A 20,581-nucleotide genomic window follows, 5' to 3' on the forward strand; every position below is an offset into this window, starting at 1 on the left:
TCCGGTTATCCGATCTGGAGACTATTTCAACAGATGAACAGAGTTTTTGTTGCTGTCGCAGCGGGCGTTGCTATGCTCGTTTCGCAGGCGGGGATTGCTTTTGCCAAAGACGAGGACGTCAAGACCAAAACCGTGACGCTGGGGACCTTCTTCCGTTCGTCCGGTTATCCCACTCCCGAAAAGAGCCTGCCTTCGTCGCTCAGGAGCGGCTATTCCGATCTGATCGTCAAATATGCCAAGCGTTACGGCGTTCCCACCAATCTGGCGCATGCTGTGGTTTCCGTGGAAAGCAAGTTCAACCCCAAGGCTCGCGGCAGTGCAGGCGAGGTCGGGCTGATGCAGATCAAGCCGGCAACGGCACGCATGATGGGTTTTCGCGGTACGACCAAGGCCCTTTTTGACCCCGAGACCAATATTCGCTGGGGTATGCAATATCTGGCAACCGCCCATCAGCTTGGCGGCGGTGAAGTTTGCAGCACTATCCTGCGTTATAATGCCGGCCATGGCGCGACCCGCATGAACCCGGTATCCAAGCGTTATTGCGGCAAGGTACAGGCGCTTCTCGCCAGCTAAGGCCATTTAATCCGCTTCACGGAAATCGATTCCGGTTTGTGATCGCATGCTGTAGTCAGGAACAAACCTGATGCGGAGCATGACATGCCGGATTTCAAATATATCGTGGTCGGTGCCGGAATGATGGGTGCGGCGGCAGCGCGGCACCTTTCGGCGCAAACGGATGGCGTGGCGCTGATCGGACCCGACGAGCCCGCCGATCGCAAAACCCATACCGGCGTGTTTTCAAGCCACTATGACGAAGCGCGTATCACCCGTGGTTTCGACGGCGATCCCGTCTGGGCGGAACTGGCGCAACGCTCCATCCGGCGTTATGCGGAGATCGAGGCAAAAAGCGGCATTCGTTTCTTCACGGAAGCGGGCTGCCTCTTCACCGGAAACGGCAAAGGGCTTGCCGGAGATTATGTCTCTCGGGCGCTTTCCTCGACCGGCCGTCTCGGTCTTGGCGTGGAAACGATCGGCAGTGGCGCGCTTGCCGGCCGCTTTCCGATGTTCTCCCTGCCCGCCGATCACAACGGTTACTTCGAGGCGCTTAATGCCGGTCACGTCAATCCGCGTGCGCTGGTGAGGGCGCAGTGTACTATTGCCGCGGCGCAGGGCGCGCGGCGGCTGCGCGAGACGGCGGCGCATATTCGCGATACCTCCAACGGTGTGGAGGTTTCGACCCGGGAAGGGGCTGTGCACACGGCTGAAAAGGTCATCGTCGCGGCCGGTGGTTTCACCAACATGGCCGATCTCCTGCCTTCGCCGGTCGATATGGCGGCGACGGGCCGCACCATCGTGTTTTTCGAACTCGATGAGGCGAGGCAGGCCCTCTTCGGCGCCATGCCCTCGACTATCGTGCTGGCCGAGACCGAGGACGACATCGTTTATATCCTGCCGCCGGTGCGTTATCCCGATGGCAAGGTCTATCTGAAGATCGGCGGCGAGAGCGAAAAGGGCAGGCTTGAAACGCTGACTGATGCGGTCGGCTGGTTCCATTCGGACGGCACGCCGGGCGAGGTCGATTTCCTGACAAAACGGGCGCTGTCGCTGATGCCGGAACTTGCAGGCTGCCCGGTGACATCAGGCTCCTGCGTCGCCTCCATCACTCGCAGCGGTTATCCCTATATCGGCTATACGCAATCTTCCAATATCGCGGTTTTGACCGGTGGCAATTTCGTTTCCGCGAAATCTTCGGACGAGATCGGGCGGCTGGGCGCGGTGCTGCTTCTGGATGGCCAGCTGACCGAGAGTGATTTTGCCGCCGAAATGTCGCCGGTTTTTGTCTGACATCTCGAGACGAAGCGGCTACAAAGTAGCGGCTGAATGGAACGTGTTGGGGCAAAGAGGGCGGCATGTCGGGACATTTCAAATATATCGTCGTGGGTCGTGGCATGATGGGTGCCGCCGCCGCCCGCCATCTGGCGGAAAAGACCGATGGCGTCGCACTGATCGGCCCCGGTGAACCCGCCGATATCAAATCTCATTCAGGCGTTTTCGCCAGCCATTACGACGAAGCGCGCATTACCCGCACCATCGATGGCGATGCCGACTGGGCGCTGCTCGCCAACCGTTCGATTGCGCGTTACGCCGATATAGCGGCAAGAAGCGGCGTGGAATTTTACGCGCCTGTCGGCTGCCTGATGGTGGGGCCTGAACGGGGCGGGGACAATCCTTTTATCGACGATGTTCGCAAGGCAGCGGCGCGGCTCGGTGTTTCGACGGAAATGATCGATGACGGCGGCCTGAAGAGCCGCTTCCCCTATTTCTCCTTTGAGCCGGGCTGCGAGGGCGTGTTCGAAAAGGACAATGCCGGTTACGTCAATCCACGCGCGCTGGTGAAGGCACAGAGCATTCTGGCGGACAAAGCCGGCGTCACGCTCATCGACGATGTCGTTGTCTCGACGCGGGAAGGGGATGGCTGCGCGCGGGTAGAGACGGCCTCCGGCGCTGTTTATACCGCTGATCGGGTGCTGGTTGCGGCGGGTGGTTTCTCGATCACCAAGGATCTGCTGCCGCAGCCCGTCGCTCTCAACGTCTATGCGCGCACCGTCGCTTTCTTCGAGATAGATGAGGCGGATCTGGAGCAATATGCCGACATGCCGTCGCTGATCCATGAGCCGCGCGATACGACGAAACATATCTATCTTCTGCCGCCCGTGCGTTATCCCGATGGCAAATTCTACCTGAAAATCGGTGGCGATCCCGACGACAAACCGGTTGGCAGCGATCCTGAAATCCGCGCATGGTTCCGTTCCGGTGGGCGCGACAGCGTCCGTGATCATCTCTCGGCCATCATCGGTACGCTGGTGCCGTCCATTAACCGGTCTCGCGTTTCGATGGCCGCCTGCGTGGTGTCGAAAACGCCGGGTGGTTATCCCGCCATCGGTTTCACCTCCTCGCCGCGCATCGCGGTTCTGACCGGCGGCAACGGTACGGCGGCCAAGAGTTCCGATGAGATCGGACGGCTCGGTGCCGCGCTGCTGCGGGATGGAGAAATTGGCGACGGCGCCTATGCCACGGATTTCAAACCGGCATTTCTTTGATGTTTCCGTTCGCTTTTCGGTGGCTTTCGCCAAAGAACATGGTTATTGACGCCATGCCAGTTGGCTGGGCAGCCGCGCTTTACCAATGTCGAAAGACGGTAAGGTGAGGAAAGTCCGGGCTCCACGGAAATACGGTGCCGGATAACGTCCGGCGGGGGTGACCCCAGGGAAAGTGCCACAGAGAGCAAACCGCCATGCCTGGCATGGTAAGGGTGAAAGGGTGGGGTAAGAGCCCACCGCGCCACTGGTGACAGTGGTGGCAAGGTAAACCCCACCGGGAGCAAGACCGAATAGGGATGACACGGGATGGGCGAAAGCCCGTCTACAGCCGGTTTCCGGGCCCGTCATCCGGGTGGGTTGCGAGAGGCGGCATGCAAATGCCGTCCCAGATGAATGGCTGCCACGTTCCGGGTCAAACCGGGGCCATACAGAACCCGGCTTACAGGCCAACTGGCGAATTTTCCTGTCTGTAGCGATGCGTCGCTATGCAAAAAATAGCACGGTCTCCGGTTCGAGATTGCTCTGGCGTCAACGTGCCTTCGCCGCTGATGGGCGCCCTCATTCGGGTGCTGCAATACGGATTGGACGGGTCCCGACCGGGGCGCCGGTCGCGCGGTCGATGGTGATGGGATCGATCTCCGTTCCGGTCTCGGCATCGAAGAACCGGGTCACCTCGCCCCCGCCGCGATGCTTGCGCCCCCAGGCACCGATCGCAAACAGCACCGGTAGAAAGTCGCGGCCGGCTTCCGTCAGCACATATTCGTATCGTGGCGGACGTTCGGAATAGCGGCGTTTTACCAGCAGTCCGTCCTCGGTTAGCGAGGAAAGCCGCGCCGTCAGCATCGTTGGCGCGATGCCGAGGCTTTTGCGGAAATCATCGAAGCGGGTAAGGCCCGCATTGGCATCGCGCATGATCAGCATACTCCAGGCATCACCGACAAGGGCGAGACTACGAGCGATCAGGCATGGCTGGTCCGAAAGATTTTTCATGTCAGTATCTTTTTAGTAGTGACTTTGTATCGATTTGATAGTAACTCATTCTTCATTGTTGTTCCATAACAAAATGAAAGTGGAAACCGATGAGTAAGACAGAACGCGGCGTTGCCCTGGTTACGGGTGCTTCCTCCGGCATCGGGCTGGTGACGGCACATGCCTTGCGGCGCGATGGTTACCGTGTGTTCGGCACCAGCCGAAAGCCGATGCCCGATAGCGCGGATGGAATCACGATGCTGATCTGCGACGTCACCGACGATGCATCCGTGCAGCGCACCGTCGATGAGGTGTTGAGCCGGACGGGGCGGATCGATCTTCTCGTCAACAATGCCGGAATCGGACTGCTGGGCGGTGCCGAGGAATCCACGACGGAACAGGCGAAGGCCGTATTCGACGTCAACGTATTCGGTGTCATGAGGGTAACAAATGCCGTTCTGCCCGTCATGAGGCGGCAGCGTCGCGGCCGTATTATCAACCTCAGTTCCATACTCGGGCTGATCCCCGCGCCTTACAATGCGCTCTACGCGTCGACCAAGCATGCCATTGAGGGCTATTCGGAATCTCTTGACCACGAAGTGCGAACGCAGGGTATCCGCGTCGTGCTTGTCGAGCCCGGGGTAACCCGTACGTCCTTCGAAGAGAACCTCACGCGGCCGGACCGGCCGCTTGCCACCTACGATACGGTTCGCACGGATGCGGAAAAACTGATGCGTGAGATCGTTGAAAAGGGCGATGCACCCGAGGTGGTCGCGAAAGTCGTCGTCGGGGCGGCTAATGCGGCATTACCCAAACGACGCTATACTGCCGGAAAAGCCGCGGGACAGGTCCGCTTCATCCGCCGCTTCCTGCCGGAGTCGTTCGTCGACAAGAGCTTCCGGAAATTCAACAGACTCTCCGACTGAGCTTACATTGCCGGTGCTGCCGGCTGGCCGCAGAAACGAAAGTTAATCCGATGAAATCATTCCTGATCGATCGCTATGCCAAAGGTGGCGCTTTGCGGTTCGGCGAAAGCCCCGAACCCGAGTTGCGTGTAAACGACGTTCTGGTCGAAATTCGAGCCGCCGGCGTGAACCTTCTGGACAATAAAATCAGGGACGGCGAGTTCAAGCTCATCCTGCCATACCGTCTTCCACTGGTGCTGGGCAACGATGTGGCGGGCGTCGTGGTCCGGGTCGGTTCCAGTGTTCGTAAATTCAAGCCCGGTGACGAGGTCTATGCGCGTCCGGCTCAGGGGCGGATCGGGACATTTGCCGAGTACATTGCCATCGATGAGGCCGATGTCGCGATAAAACCGAACAATCTGACCATGGAAGAGGCGGCATCCGTGCCGCTTGTCGCCCTGACGGCGTGGCAGGTGCTTGTTGAGCGAGCCAATGTGCAGAAGGGACAGAAGGTCTTGATCCATGCCGGCTCGGGCGGCGTGGGCACTATCGCGATCCAGCTTGCCAAATATCTCGGGGCATATGTGGCCGCCACCACAAGCACGAGCAATATAGATCTTGTGAAAAGTCTCGGCGCAGACAGCGTGATTGACTACAAGAAGGATGACTTCGAAAAAGTGCTGCAGGGCTATGACCTGGTACTGAACAGCCTTGGGAAGGACACGCTGGAAAAATCCCTTGCCGTGCTGAAGCCGGGCGGGAAGCTGATTTCGATTTCTGGTCCACCCGATCCGGACTTTGCGCGGCAGAATGGCTCCGGCTGGCTGTTTCGGCAGGTCATGCGCCTGCTAAGTTCTAGCATCAGGAGGAAATCGAAACGGCTGGGGATCAGTTATTCCTTCCTTTTCATGACCGCGAATGGTGTGCAACTCGAAAAGATTACCTCATTGATCGAGACGGGAAATATACGCCCCGTGGTGGACCGGGTCTTCCCCTTCGAGAAGACCAACGAGGCGCTGGACTATGTCCAAACGGGTCGCGCGAAGGGGAAGGTCGTCGTTGCGGTGAAGTGATGTCCCGCTTGTGGTTTTTCGCGGTTGGATCAATCGCGGGGCCTCCTCTAAAAACACTCCCTTGTTTTCAAAAGAAAAACGGTGATTTCACCGCGCCTGCGTGTGCCGTGAAAAAGCACCTCCGCGCCCGAAGTAAACCATTCGTTAAACTTAACGGCTTATGAATTTCCGATGCGAAGTCGGCATCGTGCGGGCTTCTCCCATTGACGCCCATAGTGTCCCATGGTATCCCAAATGCACACCACACTGGGTCGTGTTTTTGACCCGCAATCGCTGAAACGAGTGAGGAGCCTGCAACGGGCTGCTGCAGGGCATGTCGCCCTGGCGCTTGGCGATGTGTCGTGCGTACCGGTGTTGCCTGTGGGGCGGATGATTCGCTTTGCGGAATGCGGTTTTGGCGAGTTGAGTAATGGACCGCTTTTTATCGAACGTGACGAACAGGATCGACGCCAAGGGGCGCGTTTCGGTTCCGTCTCCGTTTCGTTCGGTGCTGGCGAAGCGCGGTATTCAGGAGCTTTATTGTCTCCAGGATTTTGCGTTTCCGGCAATCAGTGTCGGCGGTCCGGATTTGCTGGAGCGCTACGAGCGGCAGATCGCGTCCATGGATGCCTTCTCGCCGGAGGCGAACGCGATGTCGCTGCTGGTTCACGGCGGCGGCGTCTTCATGAAGCTCGATCAGGAAGGTCGATTGATGGTGACGGATTTCGTCCGGGAATTTACCGGCATATCCACCGATGTCACCTTCGTTGGACGAGCGGATCATTTTCAGCTTTGGCAACCGCAGGCGTTTTTGGCGGCGCAGGCGGCAGCAAGAGCGGGGCGCGGTTTTTCGGCTGCACGCCCCGCATAGGACGGGGACACGGAATGGCGGCGAATTCTGGCGGGCGATCTTCTGATGCCGGTGAGGGACCTCAGCGTCACATCCCGGTCCTGCTTCGCGAAGTGATCGCTGCGCTCGAACCCGCATCCGGCAAGACCATCCTCGACGGCACTTTCGGCGCCGGCGGTTATACCCAGGCAATTCTCGACCATGGTGCCAATGTCATCGCGCTTGACCGCGATCCGAATGCGATCGCCGGTGGTCAGGCCATGGTTGCCGCAAATGGCGGCAGGCTTACCCTCATTCAATCGCAATTTTCCAATCTGGCCGCACATGCGCCGGAAGGCGGCCTTGACGGCGTGGTTCTCGACATCGGCGTTTCCTCCATGCAGATAGACGAGGCCGAGCGCGGTTTTTCCTTCCAGAAGAACGGCCCTCTCGACATGCGCATGTCCAGTTCCGGCGTTTCGGCGGCGGATGTCGTCAATCGCGCCAAGGTCGGCGATCTCATCCGTATTTTCGGTTTTCTCGGTGAGGAAAAGCAGCCGGGCCGCATCGCCCGCGCCATCGAGAAGAGGAGGGCGGAAGAGCCCTTCCGTACCACGCGCGATCTGGCGGGCCTCATCGAGATCGTTACGCCGCGCAAGGCGAAAGACAAGATCCATCCCGCCACCCGGGTGTTTCAGGCGCTTCGCGTTTTCGTCAATGACGAACTCGGCGAGTTGGCGCAGGCCCTGTTTGCTGCGGAGCGGGCTTTGAAGCCCGGCGGGCGGTTGGTTGTCGTGACGTTCCATTCGCTCGAAGACCGCATCGTCAAGAAATTTTTCTCCGAGCGTTCCGGCAAGGCTGCCGGTTCGCGCCATCTGCCGATGGTGGAAGACAAGCCCGCCATTTTCGAAAATATCGGCAAGCCGATGGTTGCGGCAAGCGAGGAGGAGGCGGAAATCAATCCGCGCGCCCGTTCTGCCAAGCTGCGTGCCGGCCTGCGCACGACGGCACCGGCGCGTGCGGCAGATTTTTCGATTTTCGAACTTCCCGATCTCGCCAGCCTTGAAAAGATGGGAGGCTGATATGCTGCGCACATTCGATGTCGTGTTGATGGGGGTCATGGTCGCAGCGGCCGTGGTGACCTATTCGATCAAGCACAAGACCGATCTCAAGCTGGAGCAGGTCCGCAAGCTCGAGACTGAAATCAAGCTCGAAAAAGACACGATCGACCTTTTGCGGGCCGACTGGGCGCTGCTGACGCAGCCGAACCGTCTGCATCGTCTCGTGAATGCCTATCAGAACGAGCTTGGTCTTTCGCCGACGCTGCCGACACAATTGGCGCAGCCGCGCGAACTTCCCATGTTGCGCTCGCAATTGCCGAAGCCGCCCGAGCCGGAAGGCATGAGCGTCGCGGATGTCATCGCTGCTGCCGTCAACGGCTCCAAGCCCGGCGCGACGCTGGGTGGGGCTACCAAGAAAAAATCACCGCCCGCCGGCCAGATCGCCGCCAATGGCGCTCCTGTTCCGACACCGCGGGCGCGTGTTTCCCGTCCCACTGCTGCCCCGGCTCCGACTGTGGCCGCTGCCGCAGGTGATGAAGACGGCGATACGGATGAAACCATAACTGGATCGGTGGACCGCTGATGTCTTTTCTCTCCCGTGCCATGGTTTTGAAGAGCAAGGCTCACTTTTCCGCCAGCACCACCGGCATTCATACCGACCACGCTGCTTTCGAGGGCGCCCGCAAGAAGAGAGCGGCGCAGGCGAAAAGCCGCGTTGGCCTTATCATTTTCGGCTTCCTCGCCTTTTACGGCGTCGTGGGCGGCCGTCTGGTGCAATATGGTCTTGCCGACCAGGAAACGGTTTCGAGCATTGCTCCCGCCGACCGGCTGATGGCGTCGCGTCCCGATCTTCTCGACCGCAACGGCGAGGTTCTGGCGACCGACATCCGCACCGTCTCGCTGTTTGCCGAGCCGCATCGCATCGTCGATATCGATGAAGCCATCGAGAAGCTGCGCACCGTGTTGCCAGATCTCGATCAGCGCGGCACCTATCAGAAGCTTTCCTCCAATTCGCGCTTCCAGTGGCTGCGCCGTCGGCTGACGCCGAAGCAGCAGAGCCAAATCCTTGCGCTCGGCATTCCCGGTGTCGGTTTCCGCCCGGAAAAGCGCCGCTTTTATCCCGGTGGCCCGACAGCCGCGCATATCGTCGGCCACGTCAACATCGACAATCGCGGCGTTGCCGGCATGGAACGTTATGTCGACAATCAGGGGCTTGCGGACCTGACGGCGCTTGGCATGACCAGCGACCAGCCGCTTGAGCCGGTGAAACTTTCGATCGATCTGCGCGTGCAGTCCATCGTGCGCGAAGTAGTGACTGCCGCCATCGCCAAGTTCCAGGCAATCGGCGCGGGCGCCGTGGTCATGGATGTGCATACCGGCGAAATTCTCGCCATGGCCTCGGTGCCGGACTATGATCCGAACAACCCGGCCGAAGGCGCGAAAGAGGGCTGGCTCAACCGCATGTCGAACGGCACGTTCGAAATGGGTTCCACCTTCAAATCCTTCACCATTGCCATGGGTCTCGATTCGGGCCGCGTCCGTCTCGGCGATATGTTCGATGCGCGTTATCCGATCCGCATCGGCGGCTTCACCATCAAGGATTTCCACGGCAAGGGCCGCATGCTTTCGGTGCCGGAAATCTTCCAGTTTTCGTCCAACATCGGTACGGCCAAGATCGCCGATACGGTTGGAACGGAAGGCCACAAGGAGTTCCTGACGCGGCTTGGCCTTCTGAGCCGCATGCAGACCGAATTGCCGGAAGTGGCGCTGCCGTCGCAACCGCGCGAATGGAAAAAGATCAACTCCATCACCATTTCCTTCGGCCATGGTGTTTCCACGACGCCGCTGCAGACGGCGGTTGCCGGCGCGGCACTCGTCAATGGTGGTAAACTCATCGAGCCGACCTTCCTGCCGCGCACCCGCGAACAGGCGGATCTGGTGGCCAAACAGGTTCTGAAGCCGACCACCAGCAAGGACATGCGTTTCCTGTTCGAGTGGAACGGCGTCAACGGCTCCGGCCGCAACGCGCGCGTCGACGGTTTCAATGTCGGCGGCAAGACCGGCACGGCGGACAAGGTCGTCAACGGCCGTTACGTTCACGACAAGAACTTCAACGCCTTCCTGTCGGCCTTTCCGATGGATGATCCGCAATATGTCGTGCTGTCTTTCATCGACGAACCGAAGACGGACAAGGGCAATGGTGCAGCACTTGCCGGTACGTCCGCGGCGCCGATGGTGCATGACATTATCACCCGCACGGCGGCGGTGCTGGGCGTGAAGCCGAAGTTCGGCAAGGATGGCTCGGCCTTGCTCGTGTCTTATTGATTGTTAGAGCTTATGATGTTCCGGCGATTCGCGCCGGGGGGACAAGACGGACACAGTCGATGAATTTGCGAGATATATCCGGAGCCACGTTTCCGGAATTGAATGAATTGCTCCTGTCTGAGACCGGAGCGATCGAAATCGGGGGAATTACCGCAGACAGCCGCAAGGTTCAGCCGGGCAGCCTGTTCGTGGCGGTTGCGGGAACCAAAGCGGATGGCGCGGCCTATGTGCGGGACGCAGTCACCAAGGGCGCGGTCGCCATTGTCTCCGGACACGCGCTGGACGCCGATGTCCCGGTGCTTTCCGTTACGGATCCACGCCTCTATCTCGCACTTGCCGCTTCCCGTTTTTACGGAAAACAGCCGGAAACCATGGTCGCCGTCACCGGCACCGCGGGAAAGACCTCCGTTGCTTCCTTCGTGCGGCAAATCTGGGCTTTCGCTGGCCATGCCGCAGCACAGATCGGCACGACCGGCGTGATTGCACCCGGCCGTGAGGATTACGGTGCACTCACGACGCCCGATCCGGTGACGCTGCACGCACTTCTGGCCGAGCTTGCCTCCGAAGGCGTGACCCATGCGGCGATGGAGGCTTCCAGCCACGGTCTCGATCAGCGTCGTCTCGATGGCGTGAAGCTCGCGGCGGCCGGTTTCACCAATCTCGGCCGCGACCACATGGATTATCATCCAACCATCGAGGACTACATGGCCGCGAAGATGCGGCTGTTCGACACGCTGATGGAAAAGGGGGCGCCCGCCGTGATCTTTGCCGACGACCCATGGTCGGAGCAGGCAATTCGCGCGGCGCGCGAAGCGGGTCTCGATGTGCGCACCGTTGGCCGCAAGGGCGAATATCTGACATTGAAGCGAGTGGAGCATTTCCGTCATAAGCAGCTGATCGAAGTGCATCATGACGGCGTGATCCACGAGGTTGACATTCCGCTGGCCGGTGATTTTCAGGTGGCCAATGCGCTCGTCGCAGCCGGTCTTGCCATGTCCACCGGCGTTTCTGCCGCAACGGCCATGAAGGCGCTTGAAAAGCTGATCGGTGCCGCTGGCCGCCTGGAACTGGTGGGCCAGACGAATAATGGCGCTCTCGCTTATGTGGATTATGCCCACAAGCCGGATGCGCTCGAAAATGTGCTGACCTCGGTCAGGCCTTTCACCTCCGGCCGCATCATCACCGTCTTCGGCTGCGGCGGTGACCGTGACAAGGGCAAGCGCCCGATCATGGGCGAGGTGGCAACGCGCCTTTCCGACATCGTCATCGTCACCGACGACAATCCGCGCTCCGAAGACGCCGCAACGATCCGTTCAGAGGTGATAGTGGCGGCGCCGGGTGCATTGGAGATCGGCGACAGGGCAGAGGCGATCCGCCATGCGGTATCGCTTCTTTCGAACGGCGATACGCTGATCGTCGCGGGCAAGGGGCATGAAGAGGGGCAGATCGTCGGTTGCGTGACGCTGCCGTTTTCCGATCATGAACAGGTGCGCACTGCGCTGGCAGGGCTGGAAGGATTGAAGATTTGAACTGGTTATGGACAGTCGCCGACATGATCGTCATCACGGCAGGGCGTCCCGTGGGCAACCTGCCGACCGGTATCACCGGCATTTCCATCGACAGCCGGACGGTTAAGGCTGGTGAAGCGTTTTTTGCCATCAAGGGCGACCGGGTCGACGGCCATGACTATGCGAGTTTTGCTGTCGCTAACGGAGCCAGCCTTTTAGTCATAGCCGAAGGCAAGCTGCCGGCTCTCGGCCGCCTGACCGTGCCGATGATCGTTGTTGAGGATGTTCTCGCCGCACTCGGCAAACTCGCCATTGCAGCGCGCGAAAGAACCACGGCGCGGATCATCGCGGTGACCGGTTCTGTCGGCAAGACCACGACGAAGGAAATGCTGCGGCAGGCTCTGGAGCCTTCGGGCCGGGTCCATGCGGCGGTGGCGTCCTTCAACAACCATTGGGGTGTACCGCTGACGCTGGCGCGCATGCCCGCCGACACCGAATTCGGTGTTTTCGAAATCGGCATGAACCACTCCGGCGAAATCCGTCCGCTGGTCAAGATGGTGCGTCCGCATGTGGCGATCATCACGGCCATCGCACCGGCTCATTTCGGCAATTTCAAGAACATAGAAGAGATCGCCGCCGCCAAGGCGGAGATATTCGAAGGTGTGGAGGAGGGCGGTTCCGTCATCCTCAACCGCGACAACGCCCAGTTCGAGCAACTTGAAGAGGCGGCCCAGGAACAGGGTATCGAGCATATCCTGACCTTCGGGCAGCACGCCAAGGCCGATTTCCGGCTGGCCGATTTCGAAAGCACGCCTGCGGGTTCGACCATCTGGGCAATCCTGAACGGTGAAACGAGCGAATTGCACCTGAATGTTCCCGGCAGGCACATTGCCGATAACGCCATGGCCGTGCTTGGCGCGGTTGCCGTCACGGGCGCCAATCTCGACCGGGCTTTCGAGGTGCTGGGAGCGCTTGAGGCGGTCAAGGGGCGTGGCCAGCGTCATCGCCTGACGATAGATGGCGGGTCCTTCCTGCTGATCGACGAAAGCTACAACGCCAACCCCGCCTCGATGCGGGCGGCGATTGCCGTGCTTGCGGAAACGGAGACTCAAGGTTATGGCCGCCGTGTTGCCGTTCTCGGCGACATGCTGGAGATGGGCGAATTTTCCGCTCAGCTGCATGAGGAACTGGCCGGACCGTTGCTGGCAGCGGGTATCGAACATGTCTGGCTGGCGGGCGAGGCAATGGCTGCTCTTCGCGATGCGCTTCCGGACAGCGTCACGGTTATCTGGTTCCCGACGACGGCGGAACTCACCGATTTTGCCCTGCAATGGGTGCAACCGGGAGACGCGCTGATGGTAAAATCGTCACTTGGGCTGGGTTTCGGCAAGATTGTCGCGGCACTGCTTGACAAGTATCCGGCATTCCCCGAGACGGAACGCCAAGTCTGAAATAGCCTTTTGAAAGGGCAATTATGCTGATCTGGCTCGTCGAACTGTCGGATAAAATTCAAGTCTTCAACCTCTTCCGGTACATTACCTTCCGGGCGGGTGCGGCGATGTTCACCTCCGCGCTGATCGTCTTCCTGTTTGGACCGGCGATCATCAATTCGCTGCGCGTGCGCCAGGGCAAGGGCCAGCCGATCCGCGCCGACGGACCACAGACGCATTTCAAGAAGGCCGGTACGCCGACCATGGGCGGGCTGATGATCCTTGCCGGTATCCTCGGCGGTTCGTTGCTCTGGGGCGACCTGTCGAACGTCTATGTCGTCGCCGTTCTGATGGTGACGCTCGGCTTCGGTGCGATCGGCTTTTACGACGACTACCTCAAGGTGACGAAACAGAGCGACAAGGGCTTTTCCGGCAAGGCGCGTCTCGGCATCGAATTCCTGATTGCGGCAATCGCCGTGTTCTTCATGATGAAGATGGCGCTTGCGTCGTCCCCGCATGGCGGCACGCTCGGAAGCTCCATCGCCTTTCCTTTCTTCAAGGAACTCGTGATCAATCTCGGCTATTTCTTCGTGCTGTTCGGTGCTTTCGTGATCGTTGGCGCCGGTAATGCGGTGAACCTGACTGATGGTCTCGATGGTCTCGCTATCGTGCCTGTCATGATTGCCGCCGCCACCTTTGGCGTGATCGCCTATCTCGCCGGTAACGCGGTGTTCGCCAATTATCTGCAGATCAATTTTGTGCCTGGAACGGGTGAGCTCGCCGTCATCGTCGGCGCGGTGGTCGGGGCTGGCCTCGGCTTCCTGTGGTTCAACGCGCCGCCCGCGGCAATCTTCATGGGCGATACGGGTTCGCTGGCACTTGGTGGCCTCATCGGCTCCATCGCTGTCGCCACCAAGCACGAGATCGTCATGGTCATCGTCGGCGGCCTGTTCGTGATGGAAACCCTGTCGGTCATCATCCAGGTCTTCTGGTTCAAGCGCACCGGCAGGCGCGTTTTCCTGATGGCGCCCATCCACCATCATTTCGAGAAAAAAGGCTGGACGGAAAGCCAGGTGGTGATCCGCTTCTGGATCATCTCCGTCGGTCTGGCGCTGCTCGGCCTCGCCACCCTGAAGCTGAGGTGAGCGATGATCCCGGTCACGTCGTTTGAAGGTAAGAAGGTCGCGCTTTTCGGGCTTGGCGGTTCGGGTCTCGTCACGGCCCGGGCGCTGGTCGCTGGCGGAGCCGATGTCGTTGCTTTCGACGACAATCCCGACAGCGTTGCCAAGGCGCAAGCCGAAGGCATTACGACGGCTGACCTTCGAACGATAGACTGGTCTTCTTTTTCATCTTTCGTGCTGGCGCCGGGCGTGCCGTTGACGCATCCGAAGCCGCACTGGTCGGTCGATCTTGCCCGAGCGGCGGGCGTCGAGGTTATTGGCGACATTGAGCTTTTCGTTCGCGAGCGCCGCGCCCATGCGCCGGATTGCCCCTTCATTGCCATCACCGGCACGAACGGCAAGTCGACGACAACGGCACTGATCGCCCATATTCTCGCATCATCGGGCCGCGACACGCAGCTCGGTGGCAATATTGGCACGGCGGTGCTGAGCCTCGATCCGCCGAAAGCACAACGTTTTTACGTCGTTGAATGCTCGTCCTACCAGATCGATCTGGCGCCGACGATCAATCCGACCGCCGGCCTTCTCCTCAATCTCACGCCTGACCATCTCGACCGGCACGGTACGATGCAGCATTATGCCGACGTCAAGGAACGGCTGGTGGCCGGCAGCGGCACGGCGATTGTTGGCGTTGATGACAGCTATTCCATGCTCATTGCCGACCGCATCGAGCGCGCCGGCGTAAAGGTGGAGCGCATTTCCAAGCGCAATGTTGTTTCCGAAGGCCTTTATGCCGAAGGAAGCCGCATCCTGCGGGCGCATGGTGGCACTTTCTCGTTGCTCGCCGATCTCGACGGTATCCAGACGCTTCGTGGCAGCCATAACGCGCAGAATGCGGCGGCTGCGATTGCCGCCTGCCTTGCTGTCGGGGTTTCCGAAGAGGAAATCCGTGCCGGTCTCAAATCCTTCCCTGGCCTCAAACATCGCATGCAGCCGGTTGGTCGGCGCGGCAATGTCACCTTCGTCAATGACAGCAAGGCCACCAATGCCGACGCTGCCGCTCCGGCGTTGTCGAGCTATGAGCGTATCTACTGGATCGCCGGCGGTCTGCCGAAAGCGGGCGGCATAGCCAGCCTCTCTCCGCTGTTCCCTCATATCGCCAAGGCCTATCTGATCGGCGAGGCGGCGGCGGAATTTGCGGCAACGCTTGGTGAGGCTGTGCCTTACGAAATATCCGGCACGCTGGACAAAGCTGTCCAACATGCGGCGGCGGATGCGGAAAAAGATGCGACGGCCGGTAATATCGTGATGTTATCCCCGGCTTGCGCAAGCTTCGATCAATATAAGAATTTTGAGATCAGAGGTGATTCGTTCGTCGCGCAGGTTGCTGCGCTCGATGGCATGACGATGCTGGTTCACTCTGGAAAAGGGGGCTGAGGCCATGGTAAGCCGAGTTGATCGCGGTCCGGTCGCGGAGTGGTTCTGGACGATCGACCGTTTCTTTCTGGCGGCGTTCATCGCACTGATGGGCATCGGCCTGATGCTGTCTTTCGCGGCATCGCCGGCGGTTGCCGAACGCATCGGTCTAAACAGCTTCTTTTTCGTCGAACGTCAGGCGATGTTCATGGTGCCGTCGCTGGCAATCATGGTCGGTCTTTCCTTCCTGTCGCCGCGTCAGGTCCGGCGTGTGGCGGTGGTGATGCTGATCGCTGCGTTGCTGATGATGATTTTTGCGCTTTTCTTCGGTATCGAGGTCAAGGGTGCGCGCCGCTGGATTTCCATCGGCAGCTTCTCGATCCAGCCATCGGAATTCATGAAGCCCGCTTTCGTTATCGTTTGCGCCTGGCTTTTTGCCGAACGGGCGCGTCACCCTGAAATTCCCGGCAACCTGTTTGCCATCATCACCTTCGGCATCGTGGCGGCGCTTTTGATCGCCCAGCCCGACTTCGGTCAGACCATCCTGACGTCAGTGGTCTGGGGCGGCATGTTCTTCATGGCCGGCGTGCCGTGGTTCTGGATCGTTGTGCTCGGTGGCCTCGGCGTTGCCGGCATCGTCTCCGCCTATCTACTCCTGCCGCACGTTGCCGGCCGTATCGACCGGTTCTGGACCGGTGAGGGCGATACTTTCCAGGTGGATACGGCGCGCGAAGCGATCATTCGCGGCGACTGGTTCGGCCGTGGGCCGGGTGAGGGCATCGTCAAGCGGATCATTCCCGACAGCCATACCGACTTCATCTTCTCGGTGGCGGCGGAAGAATTTGGCATTGTTTTCTGCATGTTCCTTGTGGCGATCTTCGCCTTCATCGTGTTGCGCGGCCTGTCGCACGCCTTCAAGGAAAAGGATGATTTCTGCCGTTTTGCCGTGGCCGGGCTTGTGCTGCAGATCGGTGTGCAGTCCATGATTAACATCGGCGTCAATCTGGAGCTGATGCCCGCCAAGGGCATGACTCTGCCGCTGATTTCCTATGGCGGTTCGTCGATGATGGCGATCTGCGTCACGGCAGGCTTCCTTCTGGCGCTGACCCGCCACAGGCCGGAAAAGAGAGCGCAGGAGCGCAGCTTTTTCCGCGTCGGTTCCGGCGTTCCTGCGGAGTAAATTGAAATGAGCAAGGGTATTGTTCTGCTTGCCGCCGGGGGAACCGGCGGCCATGTCTTTCCAGCCGAGGCCTTGGCGCACACGCTGAAAGCGCGCGGCTATTCTGTGCATCTCGTCACCGACAGCCGCGCCGAGCGTTATGCTGGCAAGTTTCCGGCGGATGAAATCCATGTGGTGCCGTCGGCCACCATCGGTTCGAAAAATCCGATTTCCGTGGTGCGTTCGCTCTGGAAGCTGTGGACAGGGTTGCGTGCGGCGCGCCGGCTGGTCGCGAGACTGAAGCCGGTCGCGGTTGTCGGCTTTGGCGGTTATCCCACCGTGCCGCCGCTTCTTGCCTCGACCGGACTTGGTGTTCCCTCGATCATTCATGAGCAGAATGCGGTGATGGGCCGCGCCAACAAGGCGCTGGCTGGCCGTGTGAAGGCGATCGCAGGCGGTTTCCTGCCGCCGGCCAATGGCCAATATTCCGAAAAGACGGTTGCGACCGGCAATCCCGTGCGTCCGGCGGTGCTGGCGGCCTCGGACATACCCTATACGCCTTCACAGACGGGCGAGACGTTCCAGCTCGTGGTTTTCGGCGGCAGCCAGGGCGCGCAGTTCTTTTCCAGCGCCGTTCCGGCGGCGATCTGCCTGTTGAAGGACGAGCAGCGCAAGCGCATCGTCGTGACCCAACAGGCCCGTCCCGAAGACAAGGACAGCGTGATCGCGTCCTATCAGAAACTCGGCGTGAAGGCCGATGTCTCGCCGTTCTTCGGCGACATGGCCTCGCGCATCGGTGAGGCCGATCTCGTCATCAGCCGCTCGGGCGCTTCAACGGTTTCGGAGCTTTCGGTGATCGGACGGCCTTCGATCCTCGTGCCCTATCCGCATGCGCTGGATCACGATCAGGCGGCCAATGCGGCAGCGCTTTCGGCGGCCGGCGGTGCAAGCGTCATCAAGCAGGCGGAGCTGTCGCCGCAGAAGCTTTCCAGCCTGCTGTCGTCGGCGCTTTCCGAGCCGGATCGTTTGTCCGCGACCGCGGCGGCTGCCAAGGCAACTGGAAAACCGCATGCGGCGGATGTGCTGGCCGATCTGGTCGAGGCGATCGCTTCCGGCCAATCCGTACAGGAATTCAAGAAAAAGAATGAAGGAGTTGGGGCATGAAGATGCCGAAAGCCATAGGCCTTGTCCATTTCATCGGCATAGGCGGGATCGGCATGAGCGGCATTGCCGAAGTGCTTCACAATCTCGGTCATCGCGTACAGGGCTCCGACCAGGCCGATAGCGCCAATGTGCAGCGCCTGCGCGACAAGGGCATCGAGGTATTCGTCGGTCATACGGCTGACAATCTCGGTGATGCCGAGGTCGTGGTCGTTTCCACCGCGATCAAGAAGAACAACCCGGAACTCATCGCCGCGCGGGAAAAACACCTGCCGATCGTTCGCCGCGCCGAAATGCTGGCCGAGCTGATGCGCTTCCGCAACGCCATCGCCATTGGCGGCACCCACGGCAAGACCACGACGACCTCCATGGTCGCGACCCTGCTGGAAGCCGGCAATCTCGACCCGACCGTCATCAACGGCGGCATCATCAACGCCTATGGTACCAACGCCCGCATGGGCGAGGGCGAGTGGATGGTAGTGGAGGCCGACGAATCCGACGGCACCTTCCTGAAGCTGCCCGCCGATGTGGCCGTCATCACCAATATCGATCCGGAGCATCTGGATCACTATGGTAATTTTGACGCCGTGCGCGCCGCCTTCCGCCAGTTTGTGGAGAATGTTCCGTTTTACGGTTTCGGCGTCATGTGCCTCGATCATCCCGAGGTGCAGGCACTGGTTGGCCGGATCGAGGACCGCAAGGTCATCACCTATGGCGAGAACCCGCAGGCCGACGTGCGTTTTTCGAATGTGCGCATCGACGGCACGCGGTCGATCTTCGATGTGGAAATCCGCCGTCGCCGCACCGGCAAGATCTTTTCCTTTACGGACCTCGTCCTGCCGATGCCCGGCCGCCACAATGTTTCGAATGCCACGGCCGCGATTGCCGTTGCCAATCGTCTCGGCATTTCGGAAGCCGACATCAAGAAGGGCCTTGCCTCCTTCGCAGGCGTCAAGCGGCGCTTCACGCTGACAGGCGAAGCCAATGGCGTGCAGGTCTTCGACGATTACGGTCACCATCCGGTCGAGATCAAGGCCGTGCTTGCGGCCGCGCGCGAAGCCTGCAAGGGCCGCATCATCGCTGTGCATCAGCCGCACCGTTACAGCCGTCTTTCGAGCCTGTTCGATGATTTTGCGCATTGTTTTAACGATGCCGACACGATTATCCTTGCTCCGGTCTATGCTGCGGGCGAAGATCCGATCGAGGGCGCAAGCTCGGAAGCGCTGGTCTCTGCGATCAGGGCCGCCGGCCACCGCGACGCCCGTTTTCTCGAAAAACGGGCAGATCTCGCGTCAGTGGTTGCAGGCATTGCGAACCCGGGTGATTTCGTGGTTCTCTTGGGGGCTGGAAATATCACGCAATGGGCGGCAGTGCTGCCTTCGGAATTGAAGAGCATATCAGGAAAGTCTGAATGAGACAGGTCGATGGGGTTAAATTGCTGGGGAGGCTCGGCGACGGGGTAAATGAACTGAGGGGACGGCTGACACCGGATGCGCCCATGGACCGCGTGACGTGGTTCAGAGCTGGCGGTCTTGCGGAAGTGATGTTCCAGCCGCACGACACCGACGATCTGATTACCTTCCTGAAAATCCTGCCGGAGGATGTGCCGTTGACCGTGGTCGGCGTCGGCTCGAACCTTCTGGTGCGCGATGGCGGTATTCCCGGTGTCGTCGTCCGTCTTTCCGCCAAGGGTTTCGGCTCGGTGGAGCTTGCCGGTGAAAACCGCATCAAGGCAGGCGCGATCTGCCCGGATAAACATATTGCCGCGATGGCCATGGATAATGGTATCGGCGGTTTCCATTTCTATTACGGTATTCCCGGCTCCATCGGCGGTGCGCTGCGCATGAATGCGGGCGCCAATGGCGGTGAAACGCGTGAGCGGGTGGTGGAAGTCTATGCGGTCGACCGTCAGGGCAACCAGCATGTGCTTTCCAATGCGGATATGGGTTACAGCTATCGCCATTCCGGCGCTGATGCCGGTCTGATCTTCACGGGCGCGCTGTTTGAGGGTTATCCCGAAGACAAGGCGAAGATCCGCGCCGATATGGATGCGGTGCGTCACCATCGCGAAACCGTACAGCCGATCCGTGAGCAGACGGGTGGATCGACCTTCAAGAACCCCGAAGGTCATTCCGCCTGGGAGCTGATCGATGAGGCGGGCGGTCGTGGTCTGGTCATCGGCGGTGCGCAGATGTCATCGCTGCATTGCAATTTCATGATCAATACCGGCCATGCGACCGGTTACGATCTGGAATATTTGGGCGAGACCATCCGCAAGCGTGTGTTTGAGAAGTCGGGTATCCGGCTGGAGTGGGAAATCAAGCGGCTGGGGCTATTCATGCCGGGCCGCGAGGTGGAACCGTTTCTAGGGAGCTGAAGTTCCCTTTTCTTGTCGGCGCGACACTAAAAGCTTTTTTACGGCCTGGCGTTTATCGTAACGCCCGGTCAATAGTTATGGTTTATTATCAGATGGCGAAAACAGGAAATGCCAAGCCCGTTTACGCAGCCTTTCCGGTATTTTAGGCGGTTTTAATTCACGCGACA

General features: G+C 60.0%; 18 protein-coding genes and 1 other RNA gene. 18 read left to right on the top strand and 1 reads right to left on the bottom strand.

Going from position 1 to position 20,581, the window contains the following annotated elements:
• Positions 1–33 precede the first annotated feature (33 nt).
• The 4 genes from RBH10_RS12200 to rnpB all read left to right on the top strand — a co-directional run bounded on the left by RBH10_RS12200 (position 34) and on the right by rnpB (position 3,559).
• Complete coding sequence (locus RBH10_RS12200; protein WP_045016840.1) at positions 34–573, top strand: lytic transglycosylase domain-containing protein; 540 nt, start codon at positions 34–36, stop codon at positions 571–573.
• 84 nt (positions 574–657) lie between these two features.
• Positions 658–1,845 carry an FAD-dependent oxidoreductase gene (locus tag RBH10_RS12205; protein WP_281037028.1) on the top strand — a complete coding sequence of 396 codons (1,188 nt, stop codon included), beginning with the start codon at positions 658–660 and terminating at the stop codon, positions 1,843–1,845.
• Between the two features lie 65 nt (positions 1,846–1,910).
• Positions 1,911–3,101 carry an FAD-binding oxidoreductase gene (locus RBH10_RS12210; RefSeq protein ID WP_281037027.1) on the top strand — a complete coding sequence of 397 codons (1,191 nt, stop codon included), beginning with the start codon at positions 1,911–1,913 and terminating at the stop codon, positions 3,099–3,101.
• 56 nt (positions 3,102–3,157) lie between these two features.
• Positions 3,158–3,559: RNase P RNA component class A (gene rnpB, locus RBH10_RS12215), an RNA gene on the top strand.
• A 100-nt stretch (positions 3,560–3,659) separates the two neighbouring features.
• Here the strand turns inward: rnpB and RBH10_RS12220 are convergent.
• Positions 3,660–4,091, bottom strand: a complete 432-nt coding sequence (locus RBH10_RS12220; RefSeq protein ID WP_281037026.1) for a helix-turn-helix domain-containing protein — start codon at positions 4,089–4,091, stop codon at positions 3,660–3,662.
• A gap of 89 nt (positions 4,092–4,180) precedes the next feature.
• On the opposite strand from RBH10_RS12220, the gene RBH10_RS12225 reads away from it, so the two are divergent.
• The 14 genes from RBH10_RS12225 (at position 4,181) to murB (ending at position 20,414) form a co-directional block, all read left to right on the top strand.
• Positions 4,181–4,996, top strand: coding sequence for an oxidoreductase (locus RBH10_RS12225; RefSeq protein ID WP_281037025.1), 816 nt, complete (start codon positions 4,181–4,183; stop codon positions 4,994–4,996).
• Positions 4,997–5,046: 50 nt separating this feature from the next.
• Positions 5,047–6,048, top strand: coding sequence for an NADP-dependent oxidoreductase (locus RBH10_RS12230; RefSeq protein WP_281037024.1), 1,002 nt, complete (start codon positions 5,047–5,049; stop codon positions 6,046–6,048).
• A gap of 409 nt (positions 6,049–6,457) precedes the next feature.
• On the top strand, positions 6,458–6,898 hold the full coding sequence (gene mraZ, locus RBH10_RS12235) for a division/cell wall cluster transcriptional repressor MraZ (protein WP_045016853.1): 441 nt from the start codon (positions 6,458–6,460) through the stop codon (positions 6,896–6,898).
• 14 nt (positions 6,899–6,912) lie between these two features.
• Positions 6,913–7,938, top strand: coding sequence for a 16S rRNA (cytosine(1402)-N(4))-methyltransferase RsmH (gene rsmH / locus RBH10_RS12240; RefSeq protein WP_281037023.1), 1,026 nt, complete (start codon positions 6,913–6,915; stop codon positions 7,936–7,938).
• 1 nt (position 7,939) lies between these two features.
• Positions 7,940–8,500 carry a hypothetical protein gene (locus RBH10_RS12245; RefSeq protein ID WP_281037022.1) on the top strand — a complete coding sequence of 187 codons (561 nt, stop codon included), beginning with the start codon at positions 7,940–7,942 and terminating at the stop codon, positions 8,498–8,500.
• Positions 8,500–10,242, top strand: coding sequence for a penicillin-binding protein 2 (locus RBH10_RS12250; protein ID WP_306180629.1), 1,743 nt, complete (start codon positions 8,500–8,502; stop codon positions 10,240–10,242). The genes RBH10_RS12245 and RBH10_RS12250 overlap by 1 nt, the downstream gene beginning before the upstream one ends.
• Before the next feature lie 59 nt (positions 10,243–10,301).
• The gene (locus RBH10_RS12255; RefSeq protein WP_281037020.1) at positions 10,302–11,771 is read left to right on the top strand and encodes a UDP-N-acetylmuramoyl-L-alanyl-D-glutamate--2,6-diaminopimelate ligase; all 1,470 of its coding nucleotides are present in this window, start codon (positions 10,302–10,304) and stop codon (positions 11,769–11,771) included.
• On the top strand, positions 11,768–13,201 hold the full coding sequence (locus tag RBH10_RS12260; protein WP_281037019.1) for a UDP-N-acetylmuramoylalanyl-D-glutamyl-2,6-diaminopimelate--D-alanyl-D-alanine ligase: 1,434 nt from the start codon (positions 11,768–11,770) through the stop codon (positions 13,199–13,201). The genes RBH10_RS12255 and RBH10_RS12260 overlap by 4 nt, the downstream gene beginning before the upstream one ends.
• A gap of 23 nt (positions 13,202–13,224) precedes the next feature.
• The gene (gene mraY / locus RBH10_RS12265) at positions 13,225–14,325 is read left to right on the top strand and encodes a phospho-N-acetylmuramoyl-pentapeptide-transferase (protein WP_045016864.1); all 1,101 of its coding nucleotides are present in this window, start codon (positions 13,225–13,227) and stop codon (positions 14,323–14,325) included.
• A gap of 3 nt (positions 14,326–14,328) precedes the next feature.
• Positions 14,329–15,738, top strand: a complete 1,410-nt coding sequence (gene murD, locus RBH10_RS12270; protein WP_281037018.1) for a UDP-N-acetylmuramoyl-L-alanine--D-glutamate ligase — start codon at positions 14,329–14,331, stop codon at positions 15,736–15,738.
• Between the two features lie 4 nt (positions 15,739–15,742).
• The gene (gene ftsW / locus RBH10_RS12275; protein WP_045016867.1) at positions 15,743–16,897 is read left to right on the top strand and encodes a putative lipid II flippase FtsW; all 1,155 of its coding nucleotides are present in this window, start codon (positions 15,743–15,745) and stop codon (positions 16,895–16,897) included.
• A gap of 6 nt (positions 16,898–16,903) precedes the next feature.
• Positions 16,904–18,040: an undecaprenyldiphospho-muramoylpentapeptide beta-N-acetylglucosaminyltransferase gene (gene murG, locus RBH10_RS12280; protein WP_281037017.1), complete on the top strand. Its 1,137-nt coding sequence runs from the start codon at positions 16,904–16,906 to the stop codon at positions 18,038–18,040.
• A complete protein-coding gene (gene murC, locus RBH10_RS12285) occupies positions 18,037–19,452 on the top strand; it encodes a UDP-N-acetylmuramate--L-alanine ligase (protein WP_281037016.1) in 1,416 nt (471 codons plus the stop codon). The genes murG and murC overlap by 4 nt, the downstream gene beginning before the upstream one ends.
• Entirely contained in the window at positions 19,449–20,414 is a 966-nt protein-coding gene (gene murB, locus RBH10_RS12290; protein WP_281037015.1) for a UDP-N-acetylmuramate dehydrogenase, read from the top strand. Before murC ends, murB begins: the two co-directional genes overlap by 4 nt.
• Positions 20,415–20,581: the final 167 nt, after the last annotated feature.

The organism is Rhizobium sp. AN73 (genome assembly GCF_030757975.1).
Taxonomy (GTDB): Bacteria; Pseudomonadota; Alphaproteobacteria; order Rhizobiales; family Rhizobiaceae; genus Agrobacterium; species Agrobacterium arsenijevicii.

Coding starts and splice junctions, on each gene's coding strand:
- RBH10_RS12200 (WP_045016840.1), top strand. CDS start 34: ATGAACAGAGTTTTTGTTGCTGTCGCAGCGGGCGTTGCTATGCTCGTT.
- RBH10_RS12205 (WP_281037028.1), top strand. CDS start 658: ATGCCGGATTTCAAATATATCGTGGTCGGTGCCGGAATGATGGGTGCG.
- RBH10_RS12210 (WP_281037027.1), top strand. CDS start 1,911: ATGTCGGGACATTTCAAATATATCGTCGTGGGTCGTGGCATGATGGGT.
- RBH10_RS12220 (WP_281037026.1), bottom strand. CDS start 4,091: ATGAAAAATCTTTCGGACCAGCCATGCCTGATCGCTCGTAGTCTCGCC.
- RBH10_RS12225 (WP_281037025.1), top strand. CDS start 4,181: ATGAGTAAGACAGAACGCGGCGTTGCCCTGGTTACGGGTGCTTCCTCC.
- RBH10_RS12230 (WP_281037024.1), top strand. CDS start 5,047: ATGAAATCATTCCTGATCGATCGCTATGCCAAAGGTGGCGCTTTGCGG.
- mraZ (WP_045016853.1), top strand. CDS start 6,458: ATGGACCGCTTTTTATCGAACGTGACGAACAGGATCGACGCCAAGGGG.
- rsmH (WP_281037023.1), top strand. CDS start 6,913: ATGGCGGCGAATTCTGGCGGGCGATCTTCTGATGCCGGTGAGGGACCT.
- RBH10_RS12245 (WP_281037022.1), top strand. CDS start 7,940: ATGCTGCGCACATTCGATGTCGTGTTGATGGGGGTCATGGTCGCAGCG.
- RBH10_RS12250 (WP_306180629.1), top strand. CDS start 8,500: ATGTCTTTTCTCTCCCGTGCCATGGTTTTGAAGAGCAAGGCTCACTTT.
- RBH10_RS12255 (WP_281037020.1), top strand. CDS start 10,302: ATGAATTTGCGAGATATATCCGGAGCCACGTTTCCGGAATTGAATGAA.
- mraY (WP_045016864.1), top strand. CDS start 13,225: ATGCTGATCTGGCTCGTCGAACTGTCGGATAAAATTCAAGTCTTCAAC.
- murD (WP_281037018.1), top strand. CDS start 14,329: ATGATCCCGGTCACGTCGTTTGAAGGTAAGAAGGTCGCGCTTTTCGGG.
- ftsW (WP_045016867.1), top strand. CDS start 15,743: ATGGTAAGCCGAGTTGATCGCGGTCCGGTCGCGGAGTGGTTCTGGACG.
- murG (WP_281037017.1), top strand. CDS start 16,904: ATGAGCAAGGGTATTGTTCTGCTTGCCGCCGGGGGAACCGGCGGCCAT.
- murC (WP_281037016.1), top strand. CDS start 18,037: ATGAAGATGCCGAAAGCCATAGGCCTTGTCCATTTCATCGGCATAGGC.
- murB (WP_281037015.1), top strand. CDS start 19,449: ATGAGACAGGTCGATGGGGTTAAATTGCTGGGGAGGCTCGGCGACGGG.